This is a genomic window from Mesorhizobium sp. M0018 (genome assembly GCF_040323955.1).
In the GTDB taxonomy this organism is placed as follows: Bacteria; Pseudomonadota; Alphaproteobacteria; order Rhizobiales; family Rhizobiaceae; genus Mesorhizobium.
In genome coordinates, this window is record NZ_JAMYVL010000057.1 from 1 (window position 1) to 8,778 (window position 8,778).

Sequence of the window (8,778 nt, forward strand, 5' to 3'; positions counted from 1 at the left end):
CCGAGCGGCTGACGTCGAAGGTCTCCGACCATTTGGCTTCGTTGGGCAGGATGGTTCCCGGCGGATAGTCGCCGCGCACGATCCTCAGCCCGATTTCGTTGGCCAGCGACGCATGCACGCTCGACCCCGGTATGCGCGCCGCATCGGCCCGGCGAATACCGCTCGTGCGTTCGGCGAACGCCTCGGCCGCTGTCTTTCCCTTATTCGGCTTCGCGTCCTGCATAGCTCCACAAAGTCCGGATTTGGAGGCGTGTCAAGGAGATGAAATCGCCGGCAATATCCTAGCTTGATTTTCCGCATCCGTCGCCTCGCCGACACCGCGCTTTGCCGGGCGTTCACGCCGGGGAGGCACGAACGGCTTCTCTTTGTCCCGGCTGAATTCCTCGATCAGGAAATCAAGGAAGACGCGGATTTTCGGGGCAAGATGCTGCCGTGCCGGATAGACCGCGTAGAGCGTGGTTTCGACCTTGTCCCAGTCATCCAGAGCCGATTGCAGCCGGCCTGCTTTCAGGTCGCTCTCGACATAGGGATAAGGGATCAGGCTGACGCCGAAGCCGGCACGCAGCGCATCGCGCACGGCAAGGCTCGACGAGACCGTATATCGTCCGTCGATGGCGATCCGCTCGACGCGGCCGTCCTTGCGGAATTCCCATATGTCCGCATGCCCCGAGAGGCTGAACCGGATGCAATTGGCCGCCTTCAAATCGGCAGGCGTCTTGGGCCGGCCATGCTCCTCGAAGTAGGACGGAGCTGCGCAAAGCACGTGCGGCATGACCGCAAGCTTTCTGGCGACCAGGCTGGAATCCTCGAGATTGTCGCTGCCGCGAATGGCAAGATCAAATCCCTCCCGCACGATATCGACGCGCCTGTCGTCAAGGTGCAGATCGAGCTTCAAATCGGGATAGCGCGATAGAAACGCGGGGATGGCAGCCGAAAGCCGCGTCAACGTGACAGTCATCGGCGCGCTGACCCGCAACGTGCCGCTCGGCGCCGTCTTGATCGGGCCGAGCACCTGGTCGGCCCTGGCCAGCGCATCGAGCCCCTGCGTGACATGCTCCAGGTAGATCCTGCCCTCTTCGGTCAGCGCCATGCGCCGCGTTGTCCGGTTGATGAGCCGCACCCCCAGATGCGCCTCCAGCTCGGCGATGTTCTTGCTGATAGCGGGAGGCGAGAGACCGAGCCGCCGTCCGGCTTCGGCAAAGCTGTTCAGTTCCGCCACCTGGCGGAAAACCTGCAACGCCGTCAGGCGATCCATCGCACCATTCTCTTCCAGTAAATAATGTCTTGCAATTGTTGCATATTATCGCTCCTTGGTAAATTCTCTATCTGCTTCCCGAACGACTTTCTCAGTTTCGGAATGACATGATGACCAACCCCGCAATTTTCCTTATCGAGCGCCGCATGTCGGCCAATCGGTTCGATGCCTCGCACGAATTGACGGATGCCGAGATCGAGGAACTGGCACGTCTCGCAACGCGCGCGCCAAGCGCCTACAACCTTCAGAATTGGCGGTTCATCGCGGTGCGGACGCCGGAAGCAAAGGCACGATTGCGCAGCCTCGCCCATGGCCAGGCCAAGGTGCAGGACGCCGCCGTCACCTTCATAATCTGCGGCGTACTGCCCGACCACGCTGCCCTCAATGCCAGGCTGCGTCCTTTCGTCGAAGCCGGCTTCATGCCGGTGGATATGGCTTCGGGCTGGCGGGAGGGCGCCCGCGCCCAATATGCCGATCCTCTAGCGGCCCGCGACGAAGCGGTGCGCTCGGCAACGCTTGGCGCGGCAACGCTGATCTTCGCGGCCGAAGCGCTGGGGCTGGTCTCCGGTCCGATGGCAGGCTTCGATGCCGACGGCGTGGCGCGCGAGTTCGGCCTTGCGCGGAATGAAGTGCCGGTGATGCTCATCGCGGTCGGCCGCGCCGCGCCCGGAAACTGGCCGCAAAAGCCGCGCCGCCCTCTTGCCGAAGTTCTGGAAATCTTATGAAAACGCACCGTTCCGATCTGCTGCTTACAGCCATCGCACCCGCGATATGGGGCAGCACCTATATCGTCACCACGCAGTTCCTGCCGAACTTCTCGCCGATGACGGTCGCAATGCTGCGAGCCCTGCCCGCCGGATTGCTGCTGCTGGCGATCGTTCGGCAACTGCCGACGGGCGTCTGGTGGCTGCGCAATTTCGTCCTCGGAGCCCTCAACATCTCGATCTTCCTGAGCATGTTGTTTGTCGCCGCCTACCGGCTTCCGGGCGGGGTCGCGGCGACCGTGCTGTCGGTCCAGCCATTGATTGTGATTTTCCTTGCCGCTGCCCTGCTTGCCAGCCCTGTCCGCCGGTTGGCGATCGTCGCCGCCCTTGTCGGGATCGCCGGTGTCGCGTTGCTGGTGCTGACCCCGAACGCGACGCTCGATGCGGCCGGCGTTGCCGCCGGCCTCGCCGGGGCGGCCTCAATGGCCTTCGGAAGTGTGTTGAGCCGCAAGTGGCAGCCGCCAGCATCGCTGCTCGCCTTTACCGCATGGCAACTGACTGCCGGTGGTCTCCTTCTCGTTCCGGTTGTCCTGCTTTTCGAACCACCCATCCCGTTCCCTACCGCGGCCAACCTGCTTGGACTGGTGTGGCTCGGCCTGATCGGTGCGGCGCTGACTTATGTCCTCTGGTTCCGGGGCATTGCGCGACTGGAATCCGCAGTGGTGTCATCGCTGCTTTTCCTCAGCCCGGTGACCGCCGTGCTGCTCGGATGGGTATTCCTGGATCAGACACTGACCTTGCCTCAAATCGCCGGCGTCGTTTTCGTCATCGGCAGCATCTGGCTGGCTCAACGGCCTAATCGCAAGTCAGGGTGAACGCTCCGGGTTGCCGAGGGCTTCAACTCCAGATCGCCTAGCTCAGGACGTATTAAGGGAATCACAGAGAACGGCGTTCTGATTCATTGGCGGCGCAAGGGGCGCTGCCATGCTGGTTTTGATCCGGTCTTATGTAGAAAAAGCACCAACATAGACCAAGCACGCGGTAGCTCGTTCCCCTAGATCCGGGGCATGGACAGCCGCTCGTCATCTACGCATTGATCGCAAAGCGGGCGGAACTGTCGGGCCAGCTCCTCGACGTGGAACGGCAGAAATCCGCATTAGAGGACCAGCTGTCGCACATTGACCATGCGCTGGCGATCTTCGGCTACGCCGAGCCGCCACGCGACATCAAGCCCAAGGTTACGGTGTTCGCCTATTCAAACGCAACGAGCTGGCGCGGCTACTGCGCAGGGACAGTAGGCAAGGCTCAAACCGTGAGATCGCCTTGCGTGTCATCACTGCGAAGGGCTGGGATGCCGCTGACAGCGTCTAGTCGCCAAAGTGACGGAGAGCGTCAAAGGCACGAAATTAGGCTGTTTTGTTGGCCTGTCTCAGCGCCATGATGTAGGCATAGGTTTTTATGTACTCTTCGGAAAGAGCGCCGATTTTGGGATGTGGATAGCCAGACCAGCACCCAAAATTTTCCTCATTCCACGGCAGGATAACAACATTCTTTGGGTCAAGATCAAATCTGGTCGCCATGGACAGCCCCATAGCGTCTAGGTCGTCATGATTTTGGACGATGATATCAAGCGTCTTGCGTTGGATAAATTTTAGATGCTTCGTCCCGTAGGCCAACCTACACGCAATCGCGCCGTCGTTCTTACCCCTAAGAACGTTCAAAACTAAACAAGGGCGAAGCCGAAGCTCGCCCTTGGGCTTTGTCTCAGGGAATCTCGCAGCCACCAAATCGAATGCGGTTGGTGGCTGCGCTAGCCAATTAGGCGGAGTATTTGAAGCCATCCACGACTTCCCACTCCTGCGCATCAATGGTTTTTGCAGCCTTCTGCCGCATGGCATCCACGGCTTCTGGCGTCACATCGTCATCATACAAATAAGATTCCGGCGGGAAATGCCTGCCGCCATTCGATGACGACGCGGACGTATCCACGGTCTTCCTCATCGGCGCTGCCATTGTCCGCTCCCTCAGTTCCATGTTGTACATAAGCACGTATCCTTAGCCCAATCAACGCGTCTCGCGATGACAAGGTTGCATATTCAATGCGCCAATTGGGATGAACAGTCCGTGAATGGTTTCACTGTTTGTCATTAGGTAGTGGCTCTTACACGCGTTTCAATAGCTACGAAAGTGCGTAAATGTCACATGGATCACTGCCAATACCAGCCCAAACCCGTGACACGGGGTGATTGAGCGCACCTTTCAGGATGGTGGTTGCGATGGTGGTTGCGTTGGTCCCATTAGGGCTTCTGCGATGGTCTCCAGCCACGCGGCGTGATTTGCGTACTGATAAAGGTATTTGTGTGACACGTGGTGATGCTGGCCAGCGACCATGCGGCGCAACCGGCTGAAATAGCTTTGCATCGTGTTGGTATACTTGCCGTGGCCGTCGCTGTAGCTTTCCGAGTGGCTGATGCGGGTCGAAGCGTATTCGGCTTCCAGCGTGTCCCAATGGCTCGCCTCGTCTGCAAACAGCTTGGTATTGGCCAGCATGCGAGCGCGGGCGATCTTGACACCTTCGGCTTCACGATGACGGATGAACGTCAAGGTGCGGCCGACGCGCTCGCGCAGGGCGATGACAACACGGGGGCGGTCTGACTGGTTCTCCTTCACGCGACGGTTCCTGCGGTCTTCCACGCGGTTCTCGGGGCGAACCACGCCGCCGAAATAGCGCCGTCGACCTCGACTTCGCCTTCAAGCGTTTCGTTCTTGGTTTCAGCCGATAGGGCTTCGTGCAGCTTGTGGCCGGGCACGAAGGCGGTCTTCGGGGACAAGGGGTTATGTCATCGTTTGCGATACTTTTTTACGCAAAGGCGATACGTATGGCTGAAAAGACCGATCATGAGGCGCTAGCAGCAAACATCCTCAAAGCCGAATTGAAGCGAAGGGGCCGTTACCTACGCCGAACTCGTTGAAAAGCTCAATGCAATTGGGTGTGGATGAGAAAAGGTGAACATTTCGCAACAAGCTTGCGAGAGGCAAGTTCACCGCTGCCTTCCTTCTCCAGTATCTGGAGGCGATAGGGACGGCGGCGGATTCCATCGCTCGTTAGGCATGAGTTCTTTGTCCAGATGGGAGTATCGGTCCTGAAGCTCCGCCACGCGTTGCTGATAGTCTTCTGAATGCTTGAGGTCTTCGGTCAGAACGGCAACCATGGCCATTGCGGCGGCCCTCATATTGGCCATATCGAAGATGATCCGATCCACGACTTCAAGCTTTTGCGGCTCTGGAATCTTGTCGCCCGCTTCCGCAAAAAACTTTGAGCCATCAACGGTCCACCGAAGGCCGGAACAGAAGTTCCTCCAATATTGCTTGAAGTGATCGTCGGAAAAAAACAACACGGCGGTTTCTGTTACCGGTTTCAATTCGACATCGGGATTGATCGTGGCTATCTGGACGATAGGGAGGTCAAGCGCCGCGAATTTGCCCATCGCTTTGGCCAGTTTTGCCCGTTCCGCCAGAAATGATTCCTCAAAGAACTGCCGTCTCTTCAGGGACGTGTCAGCGAGAATTCCACGAAGCTCCGCTAAGTCCCTTTGATCGTCTTTCCAAATGAAATATGGCGCAGTGAGAAGCCGAAGGCCGACGCCACCACCAACGACAATAATTATCGTCCAGGCCACATACGCTTGTACCGCCGCGTTCACGGCCTCACCCGAGACCGAAAATACGGCCGGCACCAATACACCGCCGACGATTGAAAGTTTGTCCGTGAATAGCACGGAACCCGCGAACGCGCGCCGGAAGCACTTCCCCAAATAGCCCATCAGCCAACAATGACCGGATTCTGGTCTCTTGTGGAGTCACCGCCTTTGAGATCTTGGTCCGTTTGCTCCATAATACCGCTTTGACCAAGGAGTCCCGAGCCCCAGGCCGCCGACTTGTGTCGGCGGATTGTCCGGCACTATGGTCAAGCGGCATAGCCGGAGGATCTGCCGATGCCACAACGCCCCTATGATGAGCGCCTGCTCCGTCAGGCGTTCGAAGTCGCGCGCAGGGCCCGCGATGCCGGCGAACATCCCTTTGGTTCGCTCCTCGCCGACAAGGACGGCAATGTGTTGCGCGAGCAGCCCAATGGTTACAAAGCCGGCGGCGGCGACCGCACCGCTCATGCCGAAAGGCTGCTGGCCTCGTGGGCGGGGATGAATGTCAGTCTCGAAAAGCTGGCCTCTTGCACACTCTACACTTCGGCCGAACCTTGCGCGATGTGCTCCGGGACAATCTATTGGGCGGGCATCGGACGGGTCGTCTTTGGGCAGAGCGAACATGACCTCAAGCGGGTGACGGGTGCACATGTCGAGAACCCCACACTCGACCTGCCCTGCAGGATCGTCTTCGAAGCTGGGCAGCGTCCGACTGAAGTCGTCGGCCCGTTGCTTGCCGATGAAGCCGCGCAACTCCAGGCCGAATTCTGGGAAGACAAGTAGCTCGAGTTTGCCGCGCGCGGCAAACACGTGAGCCTGGAGTCGTGACGAGCAATTCGGGGCTGGCCCAGTGCCGGTTCCGCGTCAGCTGCCTCCGTCAGGTCGTCTTGACGTATTTCCGCCAGCTGTGCTCCGGCCGGAAGCCGAGCATGTCCCGCGCCTTGCGGTTGGAGAGCAGCGTCTCGTATTCGCCAAGTTCACCCTTGACCGGCACATCGGGATAAAACCGCTTCAGGAGTTCGGCTGTCGGCAGATCGGACGAGGTGTCGTCGTTGGCCGCGTTGAACACCTGATAGCCGAGCCCGTCCTTTTCGATGGCGCGCAGCGTGATCTGGCCGAGATCGCGCGCGTCGATATAGCTCCAGGCGATGCGCTTGCGGAAACCTGGATCGGCGAACCATTTCGGAAACAGCGAATATTCATGCGGCTCGATGACGTTGCCGATGCGCAAGGCATAAATGTCGAAGCCGCTGCGCAGCGCAAAGGCGCGCGCCGTCTTCTCGTTGACGACCTTGGACAGGGCGTAGCTGTCCATCGGATCGACGTCGTACGCCTCGTCGAGCGGGAAATGCGTCGGGTTGCGCGGCTCGTTGGCGAATACCAGCCCGTAGGTCGTCTCACTGGAAGCGATCACCACCTTGCGGATGCCGAGCTTCACCGCGGCCTCGATGACGTTGTAGGTGCCGAGCGCGTTGATGCGGAACACCTCATTGTCGGGCGTGATCATGATCCGCGGGATCGCCGCGAAATGCACCACGGCATCCACCGGCTGCGAGCGCAGCGACGGGTCGAATTCATGCAGGCCGATATAGCTCGACAGCGCATTGAACACCTGCCCGCTGTCGGTGATGTCGGTGATCAGCGTGCGCACCTTGGGATTGTCGAGCGGCTTGGTGTCGATGTTGAGCACCTGGCAGCCCCGCTCGACCAGATGCTGCACGACGTGGCGCCCGGCCTTGCCGCTGCCGCCGGTGAACATGATCCGCTTCGTCATTTTGCTCTCCCTGGAATTCATGTGTATTGTCAGACAATATCGAACTCTGCAATCGCCTGCCATGGCATGCGGCAAAAACCCGCTTCAACAATTCGCCGGCAATGTGCAGCGCCGTCATCCATCACTGCAAATAGGACGAAACGACATGAACACGACTGCCGCGAGCGAAAAGATCGGCTTCATCGGGCTTGGCCTGATGGGGCACGGGATCGCGAAGAACATCGTCGACAAGGGTTATCCGCTGACGTTTCTCGGCCGCAAGAACCGCACGCCGGCGGAAGACCTGCTCGGCCGCGGCGCCAGGGAAGCGGCGACCTCGCGCGATGTCGCGGCGGCATCCGATATCGTCTTCATCTGCGTCACCGGCTCGCGCGAGGTCGAAGCCATCATCCGCGGCCCAGGCGGCCTCAAGGAAGGCCTGAAGCAGGGATCGGTTGTCGTCGACTGCTCGACCTCTGATCCCGTTTCGACGGTGGCGCTGGCCGCCGAACTCAAGGGGCTCGGCGTCGATTATGTCGATGCCCCGCTCAGCCGCACCCCGAAGGAGGCTTGGGAAGGCACGCTCGACGCCATGGTCGGCGCGCCCGATGCGGTCTTTGCCCGGCTGAAGCCGGTGCTCGAAACCTGGGCCGGACGCATCGTCCACATCGGCGACACCGGCGATGGCCACCGCATGAAGCTGCTCAACAATTTCATCTCGCTCGGCTACGCCGCGATCTATTCCGAAGCGCTGGCGCTGGCGCAGAAGGTCGGCATCTCGCCGCCGCGCTTCGACAGCGTCATCCGCAACGGTCGCATGGATTGCGGTTTCTATCAGACCTTCATGCGCTGGACGCTGGAAGGCGACCGCGACGCGCACAAATTCACCATCGCCAACGCCTTCAAGGATCTCACCTATCTCGAATCGATGGCGGGTGCTGCCGGCATCGCCAACCCGCTCGGCAACGCCACCAAGAACGCCTTCGCCGGCGCCTTTGCCACCGGCCCCGCCGATCAGTACGTGCCGATGCTGGCCACGCATATCGGCAAGGTCAACGGCGTCGACCTCATGCCGACAAAAGATGGGAAAAAGCAGACGATCTGAGAACGTTGGGATTAACGCCTGGGAGTGTCGCAACTGCAAACGTTCGCTGCCGACCAGCTACATCCGCCAATCTCCAACGCTGGCGATTAGCATATGACACCACACCTTCGTCATCCCAGGGCGGAGCAGGAACGAAGCGACGTCGCGCAGACCCTGAGATCCATATGTGGACGGCGCCCTGCCTGCAACGGTTGTTTTGCGTCGTTTTCGATCGCTTGCGTCCATATGTCCGGCCTTTGAGCACGGTCCTTGCGGCCGCT

At 59.9% G+C, this 8,778-nt stretch carries 8 protein-coding genes and 3 pseudogenes; 5 read left to right on the forward strand and 6 right to left on the reverse strand.

Translation table 11 applies throughout. The features are described 5' to 3' along the window. Positions 1 to 223: pseudogene (locus tag NKJ81_RS32025) on the reverse strand (FadR/GntR family transcriptional regulator); the annotation flags it as partial. 30 nt (positions 224 to 253) lie between these two features. Further along, on the reverse strand, positions 254 to 1,255 hold the full coding sequence (locus NKJ81_RS32030; protein WP_352542918.1) for a LysR family transcriptional regulator: 1,002 nt from the start codon (positions 1,253 to 1,255) through the stop codon (positions 254 to 256). Between the two features lie 110 nt (positions 1,256 to 1,365). On the opposite strand from NKJ81_RS32030, the gene NKJ81_RS32035 reads away from it, so the two are divergent. Further along, entirely contained in the window at positions 1,366 to 1,980 is a 615-nt protein-coding gene (locus NKJ81_RS32035) for a nitroreductase family protein (protein ID WP_352542919.1), read from the forward strand. Next, positions 1,977 to 2,834: an EamA family transporter gene (locus tag NKJ81_RS32040; protein WP_352542920.1), complete on the forward strand. Its 858-nt coding sequence runs from the start codon at positions 1,977 to 1,979 to the stop codon at positions 2,832 to 2,834. The genes NKJ81_RS32035 and NKJ81_RS32040 overlap by 4 nt, the downstream gene beginning before the upstream one ends. A gap of 531 nt (positions 2,835 to 3,365) precedes the next feature. Here NKJ81_RS32040 and NKJ81_RS32045 read toward each other — a convergent pair. The 3 genes and pseudogenes from NKJ81_RS32045 to NKJ81_RS32055 form a co-directional block, all read right to left on the reverse strand. After that, positions 3,366 to 3,800 (reverse strand): hypothetical protein, encoded by a 435-nt coding sequence (locus tag NKJ81_RS32045; protein ID WP_352542921.1) that lies wholly within the window; start codon positions 3,798 to 3,800, stop codon positions 3,366 to 3,368. Beyond that, complete coding sequence (locus tag NKJ81_RS32050) at positions 3,778 to 3,972, reverse strand: hypothetical protein (protein WP_352542922.1); 195 nt, start codon at positions 3,970 to 3,972, stop codon at positions 3,778 to 3,780. Before NKJ81_RS32050 ends, NKJ81_RS32045 begins: the two co-directional genes overlap by 23 nt. 166 nt (positions 3,973 to 4,138) lie before the next feature. Beyond that, positions 4,139 to 4,781: pseudogene (locus NKJ81_RS32055) on the reverse strand (IS1595 family transposase); the annotation flags it as partial. A gap of 224 nt (positions 4,782 to 5,005) precedes the next feature. Between NKJ81_RS32055 and NKJ81_RS32060 the strand changes: the two are divergent. Together NKJ81_RS32060 and NKJ81_RS32065 are read left to right on the forward strand one after the other, a co-directional pair. Further along, positions 5,006 to 5,068, forward strand: a pseudogene (locus NKJ81_RS32060) (hypothetical protein); the annotation flags it as partial. A gap of 886 nt (positions 5,069 to 5,954) precedes the next feature. Beyond that, a complete protein-coding gene (locus NKJ81_RS32065) occupies positions 5,955 to 6,443 on the forward strand; it encodes a nucleoside deaminase (RefSeq protein ID WP_352542923.1) in 489 nt (162 codons plus the stop codon). 94 nt (positions 6,444 to 6,537) lie between these two features. Here the strand turns inward: NKJ81_RS32065 and NKJ81_RS32070 are convergent, their stop codons facing one another. Then, complete coding sequence (locus NKJ81_RS32070) at positions 6,538 to 7,434, reverse strand: NAD-dependent epimerase/dehydratase family protein (protein WP_352542924.1); 897 nt, start codon at positions 7,432 to 7,434, stop codon at positions 6,538 to 6,540. Between the two features lie 145 nt (positions 7,435 to 7,579). Between NKJ81_RS32070 and NKJ81_RS32075 the strand changes: the two genes are divergently transcribed. Then, the gene (locus tag NKJ81_RS32075; RefSeq protein ID WP_352542925.1) at positions 7,580 to 8,518 is read left to right on the forward strand and encodes an NAD(P)-dependent oxidoreductase; all 939 of its coding nucleotides are present in this window, start codon (positions 7,580 to 7,582) and stop codon (positions 8,516 to 8,518) included. Positions 8,519 to 8,778: the final 260 nt, after the last annotated feature.